Source organism: Pseudomonas sp. A-R-19 (assembly GCF_019956575.1).
Classification (GTDB): domain Bacteria; phylum Pseudomonadota; class Gammaproteobacteria; order Pseudomonadales; family Pseudomonadaceae; genus Aquipseudomonas.
In genome coordinates, this window is record NZ_JAHBDR010000062.1 from 29,013 (window position 1) to 52,584 (window position 23,572).

The 23,572-nt window shown below is 59.4% G+C and carries 19 protein-coding genes; 16 read left to right on the plus strand and 3 right to left on the minus strand.

What is annotated here, in order from left to right; translation table 11 throughout:
- Window positions 1-75 precede the first annotated feature (75 nt).
- From dnaE to ispD, 8 genes are all read left to right on the plus strand, one after another.
- Entirely contained in the window at window positions 76-3,597 is a 3,522-nt protein-coding gene (gene dnaE / locus KGA88_RS17950; protein WP_110657479.1) for a DNA polymerase III subunit alpha, read from the plus strand.
- 139 nt (window positions 3,598-3,736) lie between these two features.
- Window positions 3,737-4,684, plus strand: coding sequence for an acetyl-CoA carboxylase carboxyltransferase subunit alpha (locus tag KGA88_RS17955; RefSeq protein ID WP_103394434.1), 948 nt, complete (start codon window positions 3,737-3,739; stop codon window positions 4,682-4,684).
- A 131-nt stretch (window positions 4,685-4,815) separates the two neighbouring features.
- The gene (gene tilS / locus KGA88_RS17960; RefSeq protein WP_223593225.1) at window positions 4,816-6,144 is read left to right on the plus strand and encodes a tRNA lysidine(34) synthetase TilS; all 1,329 of its coding nucleotides are present in this window, start codon (window positions 4,816-4,818) and stop codon (window positions 6,142-6,144) included.
- 274 nt (window positions 6,145-6,418) lie between these two features.
- Window positions 6,419-8,050 (plus strand): CTP synthase, encoded by a 1,632-nt coding sequence (locus KGA88_RS17965; RefSeq protein WP_110657475.1) that lies wholly within the window; start codon window positions 6,419-6,421, stop codon window positions 8,048-8,050.
- 6 nt (window positions 8,051-8,056) lie between these two features.
- Window positions 8,057-8,902, plus strand: a complete 846-nt coding sequence (gene kdsA / locus KGA88_RS17970; RefSeq protein WP_223593227.1) for a 3-deoxy-8-phosphooctulonate synthase — start codon at window positions 8,057-8,059, stop codon at window positions 8,900-8,902.
- Between the two features lie 144 nt (window positions 8,903-9,046).
- Window positions 9,047-10,336, plus strand: a complete 1,290-nt coding sequence (gene eno / locus KGA88_RS17975) for a phosphopyruvate hydratase (protein ID WP_103394437.1) — start codon at window positions 9,047-9,049, stop codon at window positions 10,334-10,336.
- A 169-nt stretch (window positions 10,337-10,505) separates the two neighbouring features.
- On the plus strand, window positions 10,506-10,784 hold the full coding sequence (gene ftsB, locus KGA88_RS17980) for a cell division protein FtsB (protein WP_110662812.1): 279 nt from the start codon (window positions 10,506-10,508) through the stop codon (window positions 10,782-10,784).
- The gene (ispD, locus tag KGA88_RS17985) at window positions 10,781-11,488 is read left to right on the plus strand and encodes a 2-C-methyl-D-erythritol 4-phosphate cytidylyltransferase (RefSeq protein ID WP_110662814.1); all 708 of its coding nucleotides are present in this window, start codon (window positions 10,781-10,783) and stop codon (window positions 11,486-11,488) included. The genes ftsB and ispD overlap by 4 nt, the downstream gene beginning before the upstream one ends.
- Window positions 11,489-11,652: 164 nt before the next feature.
- Here ispD and KGA88_RS17990 read toward each other — a convergent pair whose 3' ends face one another.
- Entirely contained in the window at window positions 11,653-12,549 is an 897-nt protein-coding gene (locus tag KGA88_RS17990; RefSeq protein WP_110658027.1) for a LysR substrate-binding domain-containing protein, read from the minus strand.
- Window positions 12,550-12,656: 107 nt separating this feature from the next.
- Here KGA88_RS17990 and KGA88_RS17995 point away from each other — a divergent pair, with 107 nt between their 5' ends.
- The 8 genes from KGA88_RS17995 to rpoS all read left to right on the plus strand — a co-directional run bounded on the left by KGA88_RS17995 (window position 12,657) and on the right by rpoS (window position 19,870).
- Window positions 12,657-13,769: an S-(hydroxymethyl)glutathione dehydrogenase/class III alcohol dehydrogenase gene (locus KGA88_RS17995; protein ID WP_060541048.1), complete on the plus strand. Its 1,113-nt coding sequence runs from the start codon at window positions 12,657-12,659 to the stop codon at window positions 13,767-13,769.
- A gap of 88 nt (window positions 13,770-13,857) precedes the next feature.
- Entirely contained in the window at window positions 13,858-14,703 is an 846-nt protein-coding gene (fghA, locus tag KGA88_RS18000) for an S-formylglutathione hydrolase (protein WP_110658029.1), read from the plus strand.
- A gap of 43 nt (window positions 14,704-14,746) precedes the next feature.
- Window positions 14,747-15,220, plus strand: coding sequence for a 2-C-methyl-D-erythritol 2,4-cyclodiphosphate synthase (gene ispF / locus KGA88_RS18005; RefSeq protein WP_110658031.1), 474 nt, complete (start codon window positions 14,747-14,749; stop codon window positions 15,218-15,220).
- Window positions 15,217-16,275: a tRNA pseudouridine(13) synthase TruD gene (gene truD / locus KGA88_RS18010; RefSeq protein WP_223593229.1), complete on the plus strand. Its 1,059-nt coding sequence runs from the start codon at window positions 15,217-15,219 to the stop codon at window positions 16,273-16,275. The genes ispF and truD overlap by 4 nt, the downstream gene beginning before the upstream one ends.
- Complete coding sequence (gene surE, locus KGA88_RS18015) at window positions 16,263-17,012, plus strand: 5'/3'-nucleotidase SurE (protein WP_110658035.1); 750 nt, start codon at window positions 16,263-16,265, stop codon at window positions 17,010-17,012. The genes truD and surE overlap by 13 nt, the downstream gene beginning before the upstream one ends.
- Before the next feature lie 41 nt (window positions 17,013-17,053).
- Window positions 17,054-17,689: a protein-L-isoaspartate(D-aspartate) O-methyltransferase gene (locus KGA88_RS18020; protein ID WP_172435346.1), complete on the plus strand. Its 636-nt coding sequence runs from the start codon at window positions 17,054-17,056 to the stop codon at window positions 17,687-17,689.
- Between the two features lie 211 nt (window positions 17,690-17,900).
- Window positions 17,901-18,758, plus strand: coding sequence for a peptidoglycan DD-metalloendopeptidase family protein (locus KGA88_RS18025; RefSeq protein ID WP_223593231.1), 858 nt, complete (start codon window positions 17,901-17,903; stop codon window positions 18,756-18,758).
- A 104-nt stretch (window positions 18,759-18,862) separates the two neighbouring features.
- A complete protein-coding gene (rpoS, locus tag KGA88_RS18030; protein ID WP_007970728.1) occupies window positions 18,863-19,870 on the plus strand; it encodes an RNA polymerase sigma factor RpoS in 1,008 nt (335 codons plus the stop codon).
- A 611-nt stretch (window positions 19,871-20,481) separates the two neighbouring features.
- Here rpoS and fdxA read toward each other — a convergent pair.
- Together fdxA and mutS are read right to left on the minus strand one after the other, a co-directional pair.
- Window positions 20,482-20,805 (minus strand): ferredoxin FdxA, encoded by a 324-nt coding sequence (fdxA, locus tag KGA88_RS18035; protein WP_223593233.1) that lies wholly within the window; start codon window positions 20,803-20,805, stop codon window positions 20,482-20,484.
- A gap of 142 nt (window positions 20,806-20,947) precedes the next feature.
- Window positions 20,948-23,527, minus strand: coding sequence for a DNA mismatch repair protein MutS (gene mutS / locus KGA88_RS18040; protein ID WP_223593236.1), 2,580 nt, complete (start codon window positions 23,525-23,527; stop codon window positions 20,948-20,950).
- Window positions 23,528-23,572: the final 45 nt, after the last annotated feature.

Here is a 23,572-nt window from a genome sequence, read left to right on the forward strand (position 1 = left end):
CGCAAGGCTGATGTTTTACTCAAGGCCCGGTACAATCCGGGCCTTGTTGTTTTCACGTTCACAGACAGGATCACTATGCCGGCTTCATTCGTTCACCTACGCCTGCACACTGAATACTCCCTGGTCGACGGTCTGGTGCGGATCAAGCCGCTGGTCAAGACCCTGGTCGGCATGAACATGCCTGCCGTAGCGGTCACCGACCAGAACAACATGTGTTCCCTGGTCAAATTCTATAAAAACGCCATGGGTGCCGGGATCAAGCCGATCTGCGGCGCTGACCTGTGGCTGTCGAACAAGGATCCGGACAACCCGCTGAGCCGGATCAGCCTGCTGGTGATGAATGCTGAAGGCTATCGCAACCTTACCGAGCTGATTTCCCGCGGCTTTATCGATGGTCAGCGCAATGGCGCGGTCATCATCGAGCGCGAATGGGTGGCTGAAGCCAATGCTGGCTTGATCATGCTGTCGGCGGCAAAAGAGGGCGAGATCGGCCAGGCCATGCTCAGCGGCAACCCCGCCGAGGCCGAAACCCTGGCCCGCGAATGGATGGACGTGTTTCCGGATCGTTTCTACCTGGAAATCCAGCGCACCAGCCGCCCCAACGATGAAGAGCAGCTGCACGGCGCCGTGGCGTTGGCCGAGAAGCTCGGTGCGCCGCTGGTGGCGACCAACGATGTGCGCTTCATCAAGCAGGAAGACTTCGCCGCCCACGAAACCCGCGTTTGTATCGGTGAGGGCCGTGCCCTCGACGATCCGCGGCGTTCGAAGAATTACAGCGATCAGCAGTACCTCAAAAGCGCCGATGAAATGGCTGAGCTGTTCAGCGACATTCCCGAAGCGCTGGAAAACACCGTCGAGATCGCCAAGCGCTGCAACATCGAAGTGAAGCTGGGCACGCACTTCCTGCCCAACTTCCCGATCCCCGATGGCATGACCATCGACGAGTACTTCCGCAAGGTCTCGTTCGACGGTCTGGAGGAACGGCTGGCAGTACTGTGGCCCAAAGACACCACCGAAGACTACGAGGCCAAGCGTCAGGTCTATGTCGACCGGCTGAATTTCGAGCTGGATATCATCATCCAGATGGGCTTCCCCGGTTACTTCCTGATCGTGATGGACTTTATCCAGTGGGCCAAGAACAACGGCGTGCCGGTAGGTCCTGGCCGTGGATCGGGTGCCGGGTCGCTGGTGGCCTATGTGCAGAAGATCACCGACCTCGACCCGCTGGAATATGACCTGCTGTTCGAACGTTTCCTCAACCCGGAACGGGTATCGATGCCCGACTTCGACGTCGACTTCTGCATGGACGGTCGTGACCGGGTGATCGACTACGTGGCCGAGAAGTATGGCCGTAACGCGGTAAGCCAGATCATCACCTTCGGTTCCATGGCGGCGAAGGCTGTGGTCCGCGACGTGGCGCGGGTGCAGGGCAAGTCCTATGGCCTGGCGGACCGTCTGTCGAAGATGATTCCGTTCGAAGTCGGCATGACCCTGGAAAAGGCCTACGAACAGGAAGAGATCCTGCGCGACTTCATCAAGGTCGATGAAGAAGCCGCGGAAATCTGGGAAATGGCGCGCAAGCTCGAAGGCGTTGTGCGTAACGTCGGCAAGCACGCCGGTGGTGTGGTGATCGCGCCGACCAAGCTGACCGACTTCTCGCCGATCTATTGCGACGAGGCCGGCGACGGCCTGGTAACCCAGTTCGACAAGGATGACGTTGAGGCTGCCGGCCTGGTGAAGTTCGACTTCCTCGGCCTGCGAACCCTGACGATCATCGACTGGGCGCTGAAAACCATCAACCGCGACCGCGCCAAGGTCAACGAACCGCCGCTGGATATCGCGTTCATCCCGCTGGACGACAAGCCGACCTATACACTGTTGCAGAAAGCCGAAACCACGGCGGTGTTCCAGCTTGAATCCCGGGGCATGAAGGAGCTGATCAAAAAGCTCAAGCCCGACTGCCTGGAAGACTTGATCGCACTGGTAGCACTGTTCCGTCCGGGCCCGCTGCAATCGGGCATGGTGGACGACTTCATCAACCGTAAGCACGGTCGCGCCGAGCTCGCGTACCCGCACTCGGACTACCAGTACGAAGGCCTCAAGCCAGTACTGGCACCGACTTACGGCATCATCCTGTATCAGGAACAGGTGATGCAGATTGCCCAGGTCATGGCCGGTTACACCCTCGGTGGTGCGGACATGCTGCGTCGAGCCATGGGTAAGAAAAAACCCGAGGAAATGGCCAAGCAGCGCGGTGGCTTCATTGAAGGTTGCGCGACCAACAATATCGACGCCGACCTCGCCGGTAACATTTTCGACCTGGTGGAAAAATTCGCCGGTTACGGCTTCAACAAATCCCACTCTGCCGCCTATGGCCTGGTGTCGTACCAGACCGCGTGGCTGAAGACGCACTACCCGGCGCCGTTCATGGCCGCGGTACTTTCGGCGGATATGCACAACACCGACAAGGTCGTGACCTTGATCGAAGAAGTGCGGACCATGAAGCTGCGTCTCGACGCGCCCGACGTGAACACGTCCGAATTCAAGTTCACGGTGAACGACGAAGGCCGGATCATCTACGGCCTGGGCGCGATCAAGGGCGTGGGCGAGGGGCCGGTCGAGGCCATCACCGAGGCGCGTCTGGCCGGTCCGTTCAAGGATCTGTTCGATTTCTGCGCACGAGTCGATCTCAAGCGCATCAACAAGCGCACCCTCGACGGTTTGATCCGCAGCGGTGCGCTGGATCGCCTCGGGCCGTATTTCCACGATGAGCAGAAGGCCTACCAGGCCAACATCGACCGCAATCGCGCGGTGCTGCTGACGGCCATGGAAGAAGCGATCAAGGCGGCCGAACAGACTGCGCGCACCCAGGACAGCGGTCACTCCGACCTGTTTGGCGGTCTGTTCGTCGAAGCAGACGCCGACGTCTACGCCAACCACCGCAAGGCCAAGGAACTGACCCTCAAGGAACGCCTGAAAGGGGAGAAAGATACCCTCGGCCTGTACCTGACCGGTCACCCGATCGACGAATACGAAGGTGAAATCCGTCGTTTTGCCCGTCAGCGCATCATCGATCTGAAACCGGCGCGCGATACCCAGACTGTCGCCGGGATGATCATCGCCTTGCGGGTGATGAAGAACAAAAAGGGCGACAAGATGGGGTTCATCACCCTTGACGACCGCTCTGGACGGATCGAGGCCTCGCTGTTTTCCGAGTCGTTCCATGCTGCGCAGTCGCTGTTGCAGACCGACGCCATGGTGGTGGTCGAAGGCGAGGTCAGCAATGACGACTTCTCCGGTGGCCTGAAGTTGCGGGTCAAGCGGGTGATGAGCATGGAGGATGCGCGCACCAACCTGGCCGAAAGCCTGCGCCTGAAGTTGCATGCCAAGGACCTCAAGGGCGATCAGCTACGCTGGCTGGGTGAGCTGTTGAAGCGTCACCGCGGTGCGTGCCCGGTCACCATGGACTACACCAGCCCCGATGCGAAGGCCATGTTGCAGTTCGGCGAAGGCTGGCGAATCGATCCGGCGGATGCGTTGATTCAAGCCCTGCGTGACCAGTTCGGGCGAGACAACGTCTTCCTCCAATACCGTTGAGCGGCAGGTGATATCAGAACGCCTGCCCGCAACCTGAATTTTTAATCTCGACCTCAACGCACCTGTCCCTTAAGGTAGGGCGCGAATAGACAACCGGCCGGCCCAAGAACCCTTGGGACTCGACCCAAGACGGACGCCTATGAACCCGAATTTTCTAGATTTCGAACAGCCGATCGCCGACCTGCAAGCCAAGATCGAAGAGTTGCGCTTGGTCGGTAATGACAATTCGCTGAATATCGGCGATGAGATCTCCCGCCTGCAGGACAAGAGCAAAACGCTGACCGAAGACATCTTCGGCAAGCTGACCAGCTGGCAGATCGCACGTCTGGCGCGTCACCCGAAACGTCCTTATACCCTGGACTACATCGAACACATCTTCACCGAGTTCGACGAATTGCACGGTGATCGTCACTTCTCCGACGACGCGGCTATCGTGGGCGGTATTGCCCGCCTGGACGACCAGCCGGTGATGATCATCGGTCACCAGAAAGGCCGTGAAGTGCGCGAGAAGGTTCGCCGCAACTTCGGCATGCCGCGTCCGGAAGGCTACCGCAAGGCTTGCCGCCTGATGGAAATGGCCGAGCGTTTCAAGATGCCGATCCTGACCTTCATCGACACCCCGGGCGCTTATCCTGGCATCGACGCTGAAGAGCGTAACCAGAGCGAGGCGATTGCCTGGAACCTGCGTGTCATGGCCCGCCTGAAAACCCCAATCATCGCCACCGTGATCGGTGAGGGTGGTTCCGGTGGTGCACTGGCGATTGGTGTCTGCGACCAGTTGAACATGCTGCAATACTCGACCTACGCGGTGATTTCGCCGGAAGGTTGCGCGTCGATTCTGTGGAAAACCGCCGAAAAAGCGCCGGATGCCGCTGAAGCGATGGGCATCACCGCCGAGCGCCTCAAAGGCCTGGGCATCGTCGACAAGGTGATTGGCGAGCCATTGGGTGGCGCGCACCGTGACCCGGCCGCCGCCGCTGCATCGATCCGCGCCGAGCTGAGCTCGCAACTGGCGATGCTGAAGAAGTTCGATAACGATGCGTTGTTGAAGCGCCGTTATGATCGACTGATGAGCTACGGTCTCTGATCTGACCTCGGTTTGAATGTGGGAGCGGGCTTGCTCGCGAAAGCGGTATAACAGTCAACTGATGTGTTGAATGTTCGGCCGCCTTCGCGAGCAAGCCCGCTCCCACATTTGATTTGTGCAAAGGGAAAGATATGGATCGGCCCGCGATTGATTTGCCTTCCAGGCTTTTGCTGAATCTGAAACCGTGGCGCAACGCTCCGGCCTGGCGCATTGCTTTCTCCGGCGGCCTCGACTCCACTGTCCTGCTGCACCTGCTTGCACACCTCGCAAAAACCCAATCCCTGCCGGCGCTGAGCGCCATCCACGTGCATCACGGCCTGCAAGCCGTGGCTGATGCGTGGCCGGAACATTGTCGTTCTGTATGCGCTGCGCTGGGGGTCTCGTTACAGGTCGTTCGTGTGCAGGTGCAGCCCGGCGCCAGTCTGGAGCGGGCGGCCCGGGATGCGCGTTATCTCGCGTTCAGCGATGCGGTTCAGGCCGGTGAGGTGCTGCTGACGGCCCAGCACCGCGACGATCAGGCGGAAACCCTGCTGTTCCGATTGCTGCGTGGGGCCGGTGTGCGCGGACTATCGGGTATGCCGCGTCAACGCCCATTGGGTGTGGGGCATTTGCTGCGGCCATTGCTCGACGTCACGCGGGCTGAGCTGGAGGCCTATGCCATTGAGCAAGGCTTGAGCTGGATCGAAGATCCTTCGAACGAGGATCGGCAGTACTCGCGCAACTACCTGCGGCATCAGGTGTTTCCTGGGTTGACCTCGCGCTGGCCGCAAGCGGTGGCGACCATGGCTCGCAGCGCTGCGCACTTGAGTGAGGCGCAGGCATTGCTCGATGATCTGGCGGACATCGATTTGAGCCTGGCGAGTACGGTCAGTGATTTCGAGTGGCTGGGCTTGCCGTCTCTGGAGCTGGCAGCACTGGAAAAACTCTCGGTCGCACGCCAGCGAAATGCACTCAGTCGCTGGTTGGAACCACGCACGCGACTGCCGGACAGTGACCACTGGTCGGGTTGGGAGGATTTGCGTGATGCCACCGGTGATGCCCGACCGATCTGGCGCTTGGCGCAGGGCGAGTTGCATCGGGCCGGCGGGCGTGTCTGGTGGTTGTCCGGTGCCTGGCTGAATTCGTTGCCCGTTGCAGGAACATGGCTGGACCCCGCTCTGCCGCTGGTGTTGCCAGGCAACGGCGCTCTCACGCTCAGAGGCAAAATCCCCGATGGCCCTGTGCAGATCCGCTATCGTGAAGGCGGTGAGGTAATGGATTTGCCGAACCGCGGGCATCGGGACCTGAAACGTTTGCTCAATGAAAGCGGTGTGCCGTCCTTCGTGCGCGGCAGATTGCCGCTGCTCTACAAAGACGGCCAGTTGCTGGCGGTAGCGAACCTCAAGGGGCTCGATGGTGGTGCGCTCGGCGACTGGCATTTGCATTGGCAGCCACTGAACGAAGATCAAGGTTTGAGCTGAAAGGGGCTTTCCGGTAGACTACGCTCCCTTCTTGATACAACTTCTGTGGATTCGCCTGAATTGCAGGAGTTGCCGATTACCAAGCAGTCTTTGCTGGGCGATTCCAAAAAATGTGTAGCGAGCAACGAACCGGTGATTCATTTCCCGGTCTGTCCCAACGCGGCGGTTTTTTTGAAAGGTGCACTGTGATTAATGCAGGTGATCGGGGGCTTCGGCCTTCCTTCGCTTTCCCCGGCGGCTCGGACCGCTTTAACGCAGACTTCTAGGGTTTTTCATGACGCGCTACATATTCGTCACGGGCGGTGTTGTTTCTTCATTGGGGAAAGGCATTGCATCGGCATCATTGGCGGCCATCCTGGAGGCGCGGGGACTTAAGGTCACCATGCTGAAGCTGGACCCGTACATCAACGTCGACCCGGGCACCATGAGCCCGTTCCAGCACGGTGAAGTGTTCGTCACCCACGACGGCGCCGAGACCGACCTGGACCTGGGCCACTACGAGCGGTTCATCCGCACGACCATGACCCAGAACAACAACTTCACCACCGGCCGTGTCTACGAACACGTCCTGCGCAAGGAGCGCCGTGGTGACTACCTGGGTGCAACCATCCAGGTGATCCCGCACATCACCGACGAAATCAAGCGCCGCATCATCAAGGGTGCCGGCGACGCTGACGTGGCAATGGTCGAGATCGGTGGCACCGTGGGTGACATCGAGTCGCAACCGTTCCTCGAAGCCATCCGCCAGTTGCGTTTCGAAGTCGGCGCCAAGCGCGCGATGCTGATGCACCTGACCCTGGTTCCGTACATCGCCACTGCCGGCGAAACCAAGACCAAGCCAACCCAGCACTCGGTCAAGGAACTGCGTTCCATCGGCCTGCAACCAGACGTGCTGGTGTGCCGCTCCGATCACCCGATCGATGTCTCGTCGCGTCGCAAGATCGCGCAATTCACCAACGTTGAAGAACGTGCGGTGATCGCGCTGGAAGACGCCGATACCATCTACAAGATCCCGGGCATCCTGCACTCCCAGGGCCTGGACGATTTCGTCGTCGAGCGCTTCGGCCTGCAATGCGGCGGTGCCGACCTGTCCGAGTGGGAAGCCGTGGTCGACGCCAAGCTCAACCCTGAGCACGAAGTCACCATCGCCATGGTCGGCAAGTACATGGAGCTGCTGGATGCGTACAAGTCGCTGATCGAAGCGATGAGCCACGCCGGCATCAGCAACCGTACCAAGGTCAACCTGCGCTACATCGATTCCGAAGACATCGAGAACCAGGGCACCGCGCTGCTCGAAGGCGTCGACGCCATCCTGGTGCCTGGCGGCTTCGGTCTGCGTGGCGTTGAAGGCAAGATCACCGCCGTTCAATACGCTCGCGAAAACAAGGTTCCGTACCTGGGCATCTGCCTGGGCATGCAAGTGGCCGTTATCGAGTTCGCACGTAACGTGATGGGCTGGAAAGACGCCAACTCCACCGAGTTCGATCGTGCCAGTGGCCACCCGGTCGTGGGCCTGATCACCGAGTGGGAAGATGCCACCGGCGCTGTCGAAACCCGTACCGAAACCTCCGACCTGGGCGGCACCATGCGCCTCGGCGCGCAGGATTGCCTGCTGGAGCCGGGTTCCCTGGTCCACGGCTGCTACGGCAAGGACGTGATCGTCGAGCGTCATCGTCATCGCTACGAAGTGAACAACAACCTGCTGCCGCAAATCATGGAAGCCGGTTTGAAAATCTCCGGTCGTTCCGGTGATGGCGCGCTGGTTGAAGTGGTTGAAGCACCGGATCATCCATGGTTCGTCGCTTGCCAGTTCCACCCTGAGTTCACTTCGACACCGCGTGACGGTCACCCGCTGTTCAGCGGTTTCGTCAAGGCAGCGTTGACTCAACACCAGAAGAAGGCGTAACCCCCGATGGCACAGAAGATCATCCGCGTCGGCGACATCGAGATTGCCAACGACAAACCCATGGTGCTGTTCGGCGGCATGAACGTGCTGGAAAGCCGTGACATGGCCATGCAGGTTTGCGAAGAGTATGTGAAGGTCACCGAAAAGCTCGGTATCCCTTACGTGTTCAAGGCCAGTTTCGACAAGGCCAACCGGTCTTCTGTGACCTCCTATCGTGGTCCTGGCCTGGAAGAAGGCATGCGCATCTTCCAGGACATCAAGCAAGCCTTCGGCGTGCCGGTCATCACCGACGTCCACGAGCCTGAGCAGGCCGCGGTCGTCGCTGAAATCTGCGACATCATCCAGTTGCCGGCCTTCCTGTCGCGCCAGACCGACCTCGTGGTCGCGATGGCCAAGACGGGCGCAGTGATCAACATCAAGAAAGCCCAGTTCCTCGCGCCACAGGAAATGAAGCACATCCTGAACAAGTGCGTGGAAGCGGGTAACGATCAGTTGATCCTCTGCGAGCGCGGTTCAAGCTTTGGCTACAACAACCTGGTCGTCGACATGCTCGGCTTCGGCATCATGAAGCAGTTCCAATACCCGGTGTTCTTCGACGTGACCCACGCCCTGCAAATGCCGGGTGGTCGCGCCGATTCCGCTGGCGGTCGTCGTGCCCAGGTCCTCGACCTGGCGAAGGCCGGCATGAGCCAGTCGCTGGCAGGCCTGTTCCTGGAAGCCCACCCGGATCCGGACAACGCCAAATGCGACGGTCCTTGCGCCTTGCGCCTGGACAAACTGGAGCCATTCCTGGCCCAGCTCAAGGCTTTGGACGAACTGGTGAAGAGTTTTCCGACGGTAGAAACCGCGTAACATCAGAATCCGGTTGTAGGAGCCGGCTTGCTGGCGATAGCGTCCTCACGGGCGCCATCGCCAGCAAGCCGGCTCGTACAGATGTGACCTACAAGTTATAAATCGAGCAGTAGCGTTTTCGTCAACTTTGGAGTGTTTACAACAATGGCTAAAATCGTCGACATCAAAGGTCGTGAAGTTCTCGACTCCCGTGGCAATCCCACCGTGGAAGCGGACGTGCTTCTCGACAACGGCATCATCGGCAGTGCCTGCGCGCCGTCCGGTGCTTCCACTGGCTCGCGTGAAGCGCTCGAGCTGCGTGATGGCGACAAGAGCCGTTACCTGGGCAAGGGTGTTCTGAAGGCCGTAGCCAACATCAACGGTCCGATCCGCGACCTGTTGAAAGGCATGGACCCAAGCGACCAGAAAGCACTCGATCTGGCAATGATCAAGCTCGACGGTACTGAAAACAAAGGTTCCCTGGGCGCCAACGCGATCCTCGCCGTTTCCCTGGCCGCGGCCAAGGCAGCAGCACAGGACCAGGACCTGCCGCTGTACGCTCACATCGCCAACCTGAACGGCACCCCGGGTGTCTACTCGATGCCGGTTCCGATGATGAACATCATCAACGGCGGCGAGCACGCCGATAACAACGTCGACATCCAGGAATTCATGGTTCAGCCGGTTGGCGCCAAGTCTTTCTCGGAAGGTCTGCGCATGGGCACCGAGATTTTCCACCACCTCAAAGCCGTGCTGAAGGCCCGTGGCCTGAGCACTGCCGTCGGTGACGAAGGTGGTTTCGCGCCGAACCTGGCTTCCAACGAAGACGCTTTGAAAGTGATCTCCGAAGCCGTGGCCAACGCCGGTTACAAGCTGGGCACCGACGTGACCCTGGCCCTGGACTGCGCGGCCAGCGAATTCTACGAAGACGGCAAGTACAACCTGTCCGGCGAAGGCCAGGTGTTCACCGCCGAAGGTTTTGCTGACTACCTCAAAGGCCTGACCGAGCGTTACCCGATCATCTCCATCGAAGATGGCCTGGACGAGTCCGACTGGGCTGGCTGGAAAATCCTCACCGACAAGATCGGCGAGAAAGTCCAACTGGTAGGCGACGACCTGTTCGTGACCAACACCAAGATCCTGAAAGAAGGCATCGACAAAAAGATCGCCAACTCGATCCTGATCAAGTTCAACCAGATCGGCACCCTGACCGAAACCCTGGAAGCCATCCAGATGGCCAAGGCTGCCGGTTACACCGCCGTGATCTCGCACCGCTCCGGCGAAACCGAAGATTCGACCATTGCCGACCTGGCCGTGGGCACTTCGGCTGGCCAGATCAAGACCGGCTCCCTGTGCCGTTCCGACCGCGTTTCCAAGTACAACCAACTGCTGCGTATCGAAGAGCAGTTGAACGGCAAAGCCAAGTACAACGGTCGCGGCGAGTTCCGCGGTTGAGCGATTGCTGGTAAAAAGTCAGCGGATTGTGTCGGAAAAATCGCTACAGCGACGTTTTTGCCACTAATCTGATGCCTTATAAGCACAAGCCTGGTTCTTCCAGGCTTCGTGCTATCAGAAGCTTCACGTTTGGCATGGCTGTCTTTTTTCACTGGATACCTGATATTCGATGCGCAGTCCCAATTGGTTGTTCCTCATCCTGCTTTTGTTGCTGGCTGGCCTGCAGTACCGCCTGTGGGTGGGAAATGGCAGCCTGGCGCAAGTGGCCGAGTTGAATCAGCAGATTGCGGACCAGCAAGCTGAGAACCAGGTGTTGCTTGAGCGCAATCGGGTGATGGACGCCGAAGTCAGTGAGTTGAAAAAAGGCATGGAGACCGTTGAAGAGCGGGCTCGCCATGAGTTGGGCATGGTCAAGGACGGTGAAACCCTTTACCAGTTGGCCCAATGATTAATTCGTTACCGGCCTTCTGGGCCGTGATTCCTGCCGCGGGCGTCGGTGCCCGTATGGCTGCGGACCGTCCCAAGCAATACTTGCAACTGGGCGGGCGCACTATTCTCGAACACAGCCTCGGCTGTTTCCTCGATCATCCAGGCCTGAAAGGTTTGGTAGTCAGTGTTGCTGTTGACGATCCTTATTGGCCGAACCTGGCGTGTGCCAGTGATCCGCGTATTGCCCGGGTCGAGGGCGGTTCCGAACGTTCAGGGTCGGTGCTCAACGCCTTGCTGCATTTGCATGCGCAGGGCGCCGATGATGAGGATTGGGTACTGGTTCACGATGCCGCACGGCCGAATCTGGCCCGTGATGATCTCGATAAATTGTTGGGCGAACTGGCGGATGATCCGGTCGGTGGTTTGTTGGCGGTTCCGGCGCGGGATACGCTCAAGCGGGTCGACAAGCACGGTCGTGTGGTCGAAACCGTGGATCGCAGCGTGATCTGGCAGGCTTATACGCCGCAGATGTTTCGCCTCGGGGCGTTGCATCGGGCTTTGGCGGACAGTCTGGTGGCGGATGCGGTGGTCACCGATGAAGCCTCGGCCATGGAGTGGGCCGGTTCCGCACCGCGGCTGATCGAAGGGCGATCCGACAACCTCAAGGTGACGCGTCCTGAGGATTTGGAGTGGTTGCGTCAGCGTTGGGCCAATCGTCGCTGATTGCTGTGGCGTCTGTCGTATAGCTTTCGCGAGCAAGCCCGCTCCCACATTTGATCGGTGTTGGCGCAATGTTTGTGGGCAACACTGTACCCCCTGTGGGAGCGGGCTTGCTCGCGAAAGCGGTGTCTAATTCAACCAATCCTGCACTGAATCACACTCGGGTTCTAACCCCGATACTCTGGCCTTTCCGCCAACCCCTCCTTCAAATAATCCACCAGCTTTCTCACCTTCGGCGACAAATGCCGTTGCTGTGGATACAACGCCCAAACCGCGGTGTTCGGCGGCTGATGCGCCTCCAGCAACGAAATCAACGCACCGCTTTTCAAGTGCTCCAGCACGTAATAATCCGGCAACTGACACAACCCCACGCCCTGTAGCGCGGCATCCAGTACCGCTTGCCCACTGTTGCAACGCCAGTTTCCCTGCACCCGTTGCGAAAATTCCCGCCCGTTCTGCTCCAGTTGCCATAAGTCCGAGCTGCCAATGAGGCAGTTGTGGCGGCTGAGCTCCGACAGGCTGTGCGGCCGGCCATAGTGTTCAAGGTAAGAAGGGGATGCGCAGAGAAACATGCGCCGTGGCGCGAGGCGGGCGGCGACCAGCCGTGAATCCTGCAGGCGTCCGAGGCGGATCGCCAGATCAAGGCCGTCATGGACCAGGTCGAGTTGGCGGTTGGTCAATTCGATGTCGACTCGCAGTTGCGGATACAGCCCCATGAAACGCGTCACCAGCGGCACGATGAAGCGTTCACCGTAAGCCACGGCACACGTCATGCGCAGCATGCCTTTGGGTTCGCTGGTCAAGTCACCCACTGCTCGCAGCGCTTCTTCGCGACCGTCCTGCAAGCGTTGGCAATGTTGCAGGAAGGTTTGCCCAGCCTCGGTCAGCGTGACACGGCGGGTACTGCGGTAGAGCAAGCGGGTTTGCAGGCGCTCTTCGAGGCGTACGATTTGTCGACTGATATGGGAGGAAGAAACCCCCAGGCGTTCCGCAGCCGCGGTGAACTGGCTGCACTCGGCAACGGCGACAAACTCGTCGATCCCTTCCCAGCGATTTTCGGACATGAATGATTATCCCTGTACGGCAATAATATTTTGCATTTGACTCGATTATTCATCGTTGAGCCGTGTATTACACTCCCAGTCTCGTTTTTATTCACTGGAGAACCACCATGATCAAGTCGCGCGCCGCCGTTGCCTTCGAGGCCAAGAAACCTCTGGAGATCGTTGAAGTCGATGTTGCCATGCCCAAGGCGGGTGAAGTGTTGCTGCGCGTGGTGGCCTCCGGTGTTTGCCATACCGATGCCTATACACTGTCCGGCGCTGATCCGGAGGGCATCTTCCCGTCGATCCTCGGCCATGAAGGTGGCGCGATCGTGGAAGCGATTGGCGAGGGCGTAACGTCCGTCGCGGTCGGCGACCATGTGATCCCGCTGTACACCCCGGAATGCCGCCAGTGCAAATTCTGTCTGTCGGGCAAAACCAACCTCTGCCAGGCGATTCGCGCGACCCAGGGCAAGGGCTTGATGCCGGACGGCACATCGCGTTTTTCCTACAAGGGCGAAACGATTTTCCACTACATGGGGACGTCCACGTTTTCCGAGTACACGGTCCTGCCGGAAATCTCCGTAGCGAAGATCGCTAAAGAAGCGCCACTGGAAAAAGTCTGCCTGCTGGGCTGTGGCGTCACCACCGGCATTGGTGCGGTGCTCAACACCGCCAAGGTGAAACCGGGTGATACCGTGGCCATTTTCGGCCTCGGCGGCATCGGTCTGTCGGCGGTGATTGGCGCGGTGAAAGCCAAGGCAGCGCGCATCATTGCCATCGACATCAACCCGGCGAAATTCGAAATCGCCAAACAGTTGGGTGCAACCGATTGCGTGAACCCGAAAGACTTCGATCGTCCGATCCAGGAAGTCATCGTCGACATGACGGATGGTGGCGTCGATTTTTCCTTTGAGTGCATCGGCAACGTGCAACTGATGCGCGCGGCGCTGGAATGCTGCCACAAGGGCTGGGGCGAGTCGGTCATCATCGGTGTTGCCGGTGCCGGCCAGGAAATTGCTACCCGTCCGTTCCAACTGGTCACCGGCCGCGTCTGGCGCGGTTCGGCGTTCGGTGGCGTACGTGGCCGTACCGAGTTGCCGAGCTATGTGGAAATGGCCGAGACCGGTGAAATTCCGCTGGATACCTTCATCACCCACACCATGGGCCTGGAAGATATCAACAAGGCGTTTGACCTGATGCATGAAGGAAAAAGCATCCGTTCCGTCATCCATTTCTGAGAAGCAGCTGCAAGCTACAAGCTTCAAGCGGCAAGCAGATCGTATCGGCCTGGCGCTTGAGGGTTTGGTTTTCAGTGAGGAGTTTGCAATGAGTTTGGAAAACATCTCCTGCCAGAAAAGTTTTGGCGGCTGGCACAAGCGCTATCGCCATCGCTCGGAAGTGCTTGGTTGCGACATGGTGTTCGCCGTCTACCTGCCGCCGCAGGCGGAGCAGGGCGGCAAGCTGCCGGTGTTGTACTGGTTGTCCGGCCTGACCTGCACCGACGAGAACTTCATGCAAAAGGCTGGAGCCATGCGCATGGCCGCCGAGTTGGGGTTGATCATCGTCGCACCGGACACCAGCCCTCGCGGTCCTGATGTGCCGGGCGATCCGGACGGCGCCTGGGACTTCGGCCTCGGTGCCGGGTTTTATCTGAATGCCACCCAGGAACCTTGGTCGCGTCACTATCGGATGCACGACTATGTCGTGCAGGAATTGCCGACATTGGTCGAAGCCCATTTCCCTGCGTCGGACAAACGCGGCATCAGCGGTCACTCCATGGGCGGCCACGGTGCGCTGGTCTGCGCCTTGCGCAATCCGGGGCGCTATCTGTCGGTGTCGGCGTTCTCGCCCATCAACAATCCGATGGATTGCCCGTGGGGACACAAAGCCTTCTCCCGCTATCTGGGCGAGGACCGTTCGAAGTGGCGCGAATGGGATGCCTGTGTATTGATTGCCGAGGCCGAAGAAAAGCTGCCGTTGTTGGTCGACCAGGGTGATCGCGACGATTTCCTTGCCAACCAACTCAAACCGGACGCCTTGCAGCAGGCGGCCAAACTGGCCGGTCACCCGCTGACGTTGCGCCTGCAACCGGGCTATGACCACAGCTATTTCTTCATCGCCAGTTTCATTGACGACCACTTGCGGCATCACGCGCATGCTCTGGTTGGCTAATGCAGGTAGAATCACGCCCTGACAAAAATCGGGGCGTTTTTTTATGCGTATTGGCCACGGCTATGATGTGCACCGTTTCGCTGAAGGCGATTTCATCACTCTGGGCGGCGTGCGCATTGCACACAGCTTCGGGCTGCTCGCTCACTCTGACGGTGACGTCCTCTTGCACGCCTTGAGCGATGCCTTGCTCGGCGCCGCTGCGCTGGGTGACATCGGCAAGCACTTCCCGGATACCGACCCACAATTCAAGGGCGCCGACAGCCGTGTGCTGTTGCGTCACGTCGTCGCGCTGGTCCAGGCCAAAGGCTGGAAAGTCGGCAACGTCGATAACACCATCGTCGCCCAGGCGCCGAAAATGGCCCCGCATATCGAATCGATGCGCGCGCTGATTGCCGCGGATCTTCAAGTAGAGTTGGATCAAGTGAACGTGAAAGCTACCACCACCGAAAAGCTCGGCTTTGTCGGTCGCGAAGAAGGCATTGCCGTGCACTCCGTTGCCTTGTTGCTGCGCGCATGAACGAACTGCAATTGCTCGGCCCGCGGGCTTATGGTGAAGCCCTGGGTACTGCGGTACTCAAAGCCATCGCGGAAGATTTCCAGGTCGACGAAGTTCTCGACATTCCCCTGAGTGGCGAAGGCGAACACCTGTGGATCTGGGTGGAAAAGCGCGGTCTGAACACAGAGGAAGCGGCGCGGCGGATTGCCAAGGCCGCGGGTGTGCCATTGCGCACCGTCAGTTATGCCGGGCTCAAGGATCGTCAGGCGTTGACTCGCCAGTGGTTCAGCGTGCAGTTGCCGGGCAAGGCCGACCCAGATCTGTCGGCCGCGGAAAACGATACGCTGAAGATCCTCAAGACCGCCCGCCACAAGCGCAAGCTGCAACGCGGTGCGCACTCGGCCAACGGCTTTACCTTGCGCCTGACGCAGTTCGCTGGCGACAAGGCTGCACTTGAAGAGCGTCTGCAACTGATCGCCAAACACGGCATCCCCAATTATTTCGGCGCCCAGCGGTTCGGCCATGACGGCGGCAACGTCGTCGATGCTCGCGCCTGGGCCGCGCGCAAGGCCTTGCCGGAGCAGCGCAACGTGCGCTCGCGCCTGCTTTCCACAGCGCGCAGTTTTCTGTTCAATCAAGTGCTGGCCGCACGTGTCGCCGATGGCACCTGGCAGCGTGCCCAGGTGGGCGATCTGCTGGCGTTTACCGACAGCCGCAGCTTTTTCCCGGCAGGCGAAGCCGAGTGCAGCGACCCGCGCCTGGCGATTCTCGATCTGCACCCGACCGGTCCGCAGTGGGGCGAAGGTGACTCGCCGGCCACGGGCGTTGTCCATGAACTGGAGCAGGCGATTGCTGCACGCGAAGCGGACCTTCGCGATTGGTTGATCAGCGCCGGAATGAGCCACGAACGTCGCATCCTGCGGCTGCCCATTGGTGGGTTGACGTGGCATTATCCTTCGCTGGACATTCTGCAACTGGAATTCGTCCTGCCGGCCGGATGCTTCGCCACCGTATTGGTGCGCGAGCTTGTTGATCTGGTGCCGGTGGGGCAGACGGACAGCCCATGCGTATTCTGATTTCTAACGACGATGGGGTAACCGCACCCGGTCTCGCCGCGCTTTATGCTGCGCTGGCGGATTACACCGAATGCGTGGTTATCGCCCCGGACCAGGACAAAAGCGGCGCCAGCAGCTCGCTGACGCTCGACCGTCCGTTGCACCCGCAAACCCTGGCCAACGGCTTTATCAGCCTCAACGGCACGCCAACCGATTGTGTGCACCTGGGCCTCAACGGCCTGCTGGAGCGCGAAGCGGACATGGTGGTTTCCGGTATCAACCTGGGCGCGAACCTGGGGGACGATGTGCTGTATTCCGGTACGGTGGCGGCGGCCCTCGAGGGGCGTTTCCTGAAACACCCTTCGTTTGCCTTTTCGCTGGTCTCACGCCAGGTAGATAACCTTCCCACAGCTGCCTATTTCGCGCGCAAACTGGTCGAAGCCCATGCTGACCTGGATCTGCCACCGCGTACGGTACTGAACGTGAACATTCCCAATTTGCCGCTGGACCGTATCCGCGGCATCCAGCTGACTCGCCTGGGCCATCGCGCCCGAGCCGCGGCACCGATGAAAGTGGTGGATCCGCGCGGCAAGTCCGGTTACTGGATCGCGGCGGCCGGGGATGCCGAAGACGGTGGCCCGGGTACCGATTTCCACGCAGTGATGCAGGGTTATGTTTCGATCACGCCGCTGCAACTGGATCGCACGTTCAATGACGCCTTCAGAAATCTGGACGGCTGGCTGGAGGGACTGCGCTGATGGGTCGCGAACAAGACGATATGCTGCGTCGCGGCATTGGCATGACCTCCCAGCGAACCCGGGAGCGGCTGATCCAGCGCCTGTACGAGGAAGGCATCTCCAACGCCAGGGTGCTGGAGGTCATCCGCCGGACCCCGCGTCACCTGTTCGTCGACGAAGCGCTGGCGCACCGTGCCTATGAAGACACGGCGCTGCCGATCGGCAATAACCAGACCATCTCCCAGCCTTATATGGTGGCGCGCATGAGCGAGCTGCTGCTGGAAGCCGGTCCCCTCGACAAGGTGCTGGAAATCGGCACCGGGTCGGGCTATCAGACGGCGGTGCTGTCGCAACTGGTCGAGCGTGTGTTCTCGGTCGAACGCATCAAGGTCCTGCAGGATCGGGCCAAGGAACGCCTGGTCGAATTGAACCTGCGCAACGTGGTGTTCCGTTGGGGCGATGGTTGGGAAGGTTGGCCGGCACTGGCGCCGTACAACGGGATTATCGTCACCGCAGTTGCAACCGATGTGCCCCAGGCACTACTGGACCAGTTGGCACCGGGAGGTCGAATGGTGATCCCCGTCGGGGCCGGCGAAGTCCAGCAATTGATGCTGATCATCCGCGAGGAACAGGGTTTTTCCAGGCATGTTCTGGGGGCTGTGCGCTTCGTGCCATTGCTCAATGGGCCACTGGCCTGAGCATTTGTTTCGGCACGCTGAATTCTCTTCGATTGCCTTTGTCTTACAGCGGCATCGTTGTGTTAAACGGGATTCATCGTCAGGCAGCAAACGTGTGCGCGACGCCAATTCGCCACTTTAAAGGTAAAGCGTGCACGGCCCGTTATACTTGCGACAGATCATGCCGGACTCCGGCATTTCACATTTTCAGCCACCACAGAGGGAGCGGCGGGTGAGTCTCACAGTCATTGCGCAGCGTATGAGTAAAACGAGCTTTCAGCGCCTGGTGACTGGCCTTGTATTGAGCACGTTGCTGGTCGGTTGTTCCAGCAACAAATCCAGCGATGTTCGTGTCGTGGATCGCAACAATGCCGCGCCTCAGCGCCCGGCCGTGACCACGGGACAATACGTCGTCCGTCCCAAGGACACCCTGTTCTCCATCGCTTTCCGTTATGGCTGGGACTACAAGGCCCTGGCGGCACGCAACAACATTCCAGCGCCTTACACCATTCACCCGGGACAGACGATTCGCTTTGATGGTCGCACCGATTCAACGTCGACGGCAGTGGTCAGTTCTTCCAGTTCAACCCCTTCGTCGTCGAGTAAAACCACGGTCATCCGTCGTTCGGCAAACGGTACGACCACCAGTACAACGACGGTTGTACCGTCCGTCGCGAACAAGCCTGCACCCGCTCCATTGCCCCCTCCCGGGCCAGCCCCAACCGGCTGGGGATGGCCATCTAATGGCATTCTGATTGGAAAATTCTCTTCAAACGGTAGTTTGAATAAAGGAATTGATATCGCCGGGGATTTGGGACAGCCTGTTTTAGCTGCGTCTGATGGGACGGTGGTATACGCCGGGAGTGGCTTAAGGGGCTACGGCGAATTAGTGATCATCAAACACAGTGAAACCTACGTCAGTGCCTACGGACATAACCGCAGGCTGTTGGTTCGGGAGGGGCAGCAGGTCAAAGTCGGACAGACAATTGCCGAAATGGGGTCAACGGGTACAGACCGGGTGAAACTGCATTTTGAGATTCGCCGCCAAGGTAAACCTGTAGATCCGCTGCAATTCCTGCCACGTCGTTGATTGCTTACCAGCCTGTTCCTCGCGTAGAGGGGACAGGCTCCAGCGTTGCCAGGGAGAAAGGCGCCGCTTGAGCTTGAGGTCGAACTCACCAAAGGACTATAACAATGGCTCTCAGTAAAGAAGTGCCGGAGTTTGACATCGACGATGAGGTTCTCCTGATGGAGAGCGGCATCGATACGGATTCGATGTCGAATGATGAAGGGGCGGCTCCACCTTCCGTTCGTGCCAAATCCAAACACTCCGCATCCTTGAAACAACACAAGTACATTGACTACACGCGGGCACTCGATGCCACGCAGCTGTATCTCAATGAAATTGGTTTCTCTCCCCTGTTGTCACCCGAAGAAGAAGTTCATTTTGCGCGCCTGTCGCAAAGTGGCGATCCGGCCGGGCGCAAACGCATGATTGAAAGCAACCTGCGGCTGGTGGTGAAAATCGCCCGACGCTACGTCAATCGTGGGCTATCGCTGCTGGACCTGATCGAAGAGGGCAACCTCGGCTTGATCCGGGCGGTGGAGAAGTTCGACCCGGAACGCGGTTTCCGCTTCTCGACCTACGCGACCTGGTGGATTCGCCAGACCATCGAACGCGCAATCATGAATCAGACCCGGACCATCCGGTTGCCGATCCATGTGGTCAAAGAGCTGAACGTGTACCTGCGGGCCGCGCGGGAGCTGACGCAAAAACTCGACCATGAACCCTCACCCGAAGAAATCGCCAACCTGCTGGAAAAACCGGTGGGAGAGGTCAAGCGCATGCTCGGCCTTAACGAACGGGTCTCTTCGGTCGACGTCTCGCTGGGTCCGGATTCGGATAAAACCCTGCTTGATACCCTGACTGACGATCGCCCAACCGATCCATGCGAACTGTTGCAGGACGACGACCTGTCCCAGAGCATCGATCAGTGGCTCTCGGAACTGACCGACAAGCAACGCGAGGTGGTTGTACGCCGCTTCGGCCTGCGCGGTCATGAAAGCAGCACCCTTGAAGACGTAGGCCTGGAAATCGGCCTGACCCGTGAGCGGGTCAGACAGATTCAGGTGGAAGGCTTGAAGCGGCTGCGCGAGATCCTCGAAAAAAATGGTCTGTCGAGTGAGTCGCTGTTCCAGTAAAGCGCTCACGGCGATGGCAAGAAAAACCCCGACTGGTTCGGGGTTTTTTATTGCCTGGCATTGGTGGGCAACCAGGCACAGATCCAAATGTGGGAGCGGGCTTGCTCGCGAAGAGGCCAGCAGCTTCAACAATACAGTTGCCTGATACACCGCCTTCGCGAGCAAGCCCGCTCCCACGGGGTGGTGATTTGTCTGGCAGGTCCATTTCGCGTTATCTCGGGATTTTGGTTTTGTGTTGTAAGCCCAGGTTTACTCTTGCGTAAGTGTTCGTTATTTTTACACCCTGCTATTCGTCTATTCAGAACGTCTATCAGGTCTATCTTTTTGATTTATATGACTATTTTCTATTATTTATGATGTGTGACAGTTGGATTTCGCACCAAAGGGCGATTGATCGCCAGGGGAAAAGCTCTAGTATTCAGCTGGTGTCGACGGATAGACGCGCCCTTCAAGGATGAGGGGAATGGACATCGCAGGACGCGATTCATCAGGACGATGAAAAGGAACACAGGGAATAGGGAAAAAATGTGGGCGGGTCAAACCGCCCCTTTTTTTGCCCGCAGAAAAGCAAAAAGGCCCTTGTGGGGCCTTTTTCGTGAACGCGGGGGTAATCAGCGTTCGAGGTCAGCGATCTTTCCTGGCTTGCCATCCCACTCTTCAGCGTTGGGCATCGAATCTTTCTTCTCGGTGATGTTCGGCCAGATATCGGCCAACTCAGCGTTCAGCTCGATGAAGTTTTCCATGCCGGCCGGAACCTCATCTTCGGAGAAGATAGCCACGGCAGGGCATTCAGGTTCGCACAGCGCGCAATCGATGCACTCATCCGGGTGAATCACCAGGAAATTCGGGCCTTCGTAAAAGCAGTCCACCGGACAGACTTCTACGCAGTCGGTGTACTTGCACTTGATGCAGTTGTCGGTGACGACGAAGGTCATTTCTAATTTTCTCCTCAGGCGCGGCTTGCTGCGCCCCTTCTCGTAGGGGTCGCCAGGTTCGGGAGCGATAGTCTGCTGGCCAGGCTATTAGCCAGCAGCATCCCAAACCGCGCGAGATTCTAACAGCTTGCAAGCCTATGCGTTAGATCCGTGTCTTTAGTGTATAGAGCATTTCGAGAGCACGACGTGGCGTCATGTCGTCCAGATCGAGCTTGGCCAGGTCATCCAGCACCGGGTGCGGCAGGCTGGCAAACATGTCGCTTTGCTGTGGAGCAGCCGGTTTGCCTTTGGCAGGTGCTGGCGACTCATGGGGCAGGGCGGTGTCTTCCAGGCGGCTCAAATGCTCACGGGCACGGGTGATCACCTCGGTCGGTACGCCTGCCAGTTGCGCAACGGCCAGGCCGTAACTCTGGCTGGCCGGGCCGGGCAGCACGTGGTGCAGGAACACGATGCGCTCGTTGTGCTCGGTGGCGTTGAGGTGCACGTTGGCTACCAGCGGCTGGGCCTCCGGCAGGACGGTCAGTTCAAAGTAGTGGGTAGCGAACAGCGTGTAGGCACGCAGATGCGCCAGGCGTTCGGCCGCCGCCCAAGCCAGCGACAGACCATCGAAGGTGCTGGTGCCGCGTCCGACTTCGTCCATCAGTACCAGGCTGCGCTCGGTGGCGTTGTGCAGAATGTTCGCGGTTTCGCTCATTTCCACCATGAAGGTCGAGCGCCCGCCGGCCAGGTCATCGCTGGAACCGATCCGGGTGAAGATGCGGTCGACCAGCGACAGCTCGCAACTGGCTGCCGGCACGAAGCTGCCGATGTGCGCCAGGAGCACGATCAATGCGGTCTGACGCATGTAAGTGGATTTACCGCCCATGTTCGGACCGGTAATCACCAGCATGCGTGTATTGTCGTCCAGGCTCAGGTCGTTGGCCACGAATGGCGTGGTCAGCACTTGCTCGACCACCGGGTGACGACCCTGGCTGATGCGCATGCAAGGCTCGCTGACGAAGCGCGGGCAGTTCAGGTCGAGGTTCAGCGCACGCTCGGCCAGGTTGCTCAAGACGTCCAGTTCGGCCAGGGCACCGGCGGTGTCCTGCAGGGGGGGCAACTGGCTGATCAGGTCTTCGAGCAGCGCTTCGTAAAGCATCTTCTCGCGGGCCAGGGCGCGGCTCTTGGCTGACAATGCCTTGTCTTCGAACGCCTTGAGTTCTGGCGTAATGAAGCGCTCGGCGCCTTTGAGCGTCTGGCGGCGAACATAGTCGGCCGGTGCCGATTCCGCCTGCTTGCTTGGCAGCTCGATAAAGTAACCGTGGATGCGGTTGTAACCGACCTTCAGGTGCGACAGGCCGGTGCGAGCCTTTTCCCGTGCTTCGAGGTCGATCAGGAATTGCCCGGCGTTTTCGCTCAGCGACTGCAGTTCGTCGAGTTCGTTGTCGTAGCCGGTTTTCAGCACGCCGCCGTCACGAATGACTGCCGGCGGGTTGTCGATGATGGCCTTTTCCAGGAGTGCCGCCAGTTCCGGGTAGGTACTGGTGATGTTGGCGAGTTGCTGGATATGCGGGGCTTCGAGTTCCGTCATTGCCACTTGCAGCTCGGGCAGTGCACCGAGGGCGTCACGCAAGCGTGCGAGGTCGCGCGGGCGGGCGTTGCGCAAACCGATCCGCGCAAGGATCCGCTCGATGTCGCCGATTTCCTTGAGCTGCGGTTGCAGCCTTTCAAAGCGGTAACCGTCGAGCAGGCACGTGATCGAAGTCTGACGCGCCAACAGCACGGTCAAATCCCGTAGCGGGCGATTCAGCCAGCGGGTCAGCAGGCGACTGCCCATGGCGGTCTGGCAGCGGTCCACCACCGATTGCAGGGTGTTGTCGCGGCCACCGGCCAGGTTGGTGTCGAGTTCCAGGTTGCGACGGCTGGCGCCATCGAGCACCACGGTGTCGTCCAGGCGCTCATGACGCAGGCTGCGCAAATGGGGCAGGGCGGTCCGTTGGGTTTCCTTGGCGTAGGCCAGCAGGCAACCGGCGGCGCCGATCGCCAGGGTCAGGTTTTCGCAACCAAAGCCCTTGAGGTCCTGGGTCGAGAATTGCTGGCACAGGCTTTTGAGCGCCGAATCGCGTTCGAAATCCCACGGCGCACGGCGACGCACACCACGGCGTTTTTCCGCCGGCAGATCCTTGGGCCAGTCATCCGGGATCAGCAGCTCCACCGGGTTGACCCGCTCCAGTTCCGCCAGCAGGTTTTCCCAGCCCTTGATTTCCAGCACGCTGAAGTTGCCGCTGGTGATGTCCAGCACCGCCAGGCCGAAAAGACGCTCATCTCCCAGCACGGCAGCAATCAGGTTGTCGCGACGTTCATCCAGCAGCGCCTCGTCACTCACTGTCCCTGGCGTGATGATCCGCACCACCTGCCGTTCCACCGGCCCTTTGCTGGTGGCCGGGTCGCCGACCTGCTCGCAGATCACCACCGACTCGCCAAGCTTCACCAGTTTTGCCAGGTAACCCTCGGCGGCATGGTAAGGAATCCCGCACATCGGAATCGCCTGCCCGGCCGACTGCCCGCGAGCGGTCAGGGTGATGTCCAGCAACTTGGCGGCCTTCTTCGCGTCTTCATAGAAGATCTCGTAGAAGTCGCCCATGCGGTAGAACATCAGCTGGTCCGGATGCTGGTTTTTCAGGCGCCAGTACTGCTGCATCATGGGGGTGTGGGAGGACAGGTCGGAGACGGCTTTATTCATCGGATTGTCAGGAAGCTCGTTGAAAGAGGTGGGGCAAAAGCGGGG